Source organism: Rhizobium sp. SVR5-2C, assembly GCF_056755115.1.
In genome coordinates, this window is the sequence record NZ_JBNDHT010000358.1 from 1 (window position 1) to 340 (window position 340).

At 55.0% G+C, this 340-nt stretch carries 1 protein-coding gene; it reads right to left on the reverse strand.

The window, feature by feature from the left end:
* Positions 1-340: reverse transcriptase domain-containing protein (locus ACPYOI_RS36065; protein ID WP_481424173.1), on the reverse strand; the 340-nt coding region annotated here is incomplete at both ends.

Sequence of the window (340 nt, forward strand, 5' to 3'; positions counted from 1 at the left end):
CAGTCAGTAAAACGCGCGTCCAGAGCTTTCTGAAGCGCCATCGCTTGGTCCTCGGTCCGACAATGACAGATCGCGTCGTCAGCATAACGCTCAAACGGAATGTCCGGGAAATTCCGACACATCCACATGTCAAACGCATAGTGAAGAAAGAGGTTTGCCAAGAGGGGGCTGATTACCCCGCCCTGTGGCGTTCCTCGTTCTCTGACGACGAGATTTCCGTCCGGCATCTGCACTGGCGCTTTCAGCCATCGTTCGATGTATAAAAGCACCCACGGGCAATCGGTGTGCTTGCGCACAGCCCGCATCAGCAGGTCCGGTTCGATGCTATCAAAGAAAGCCT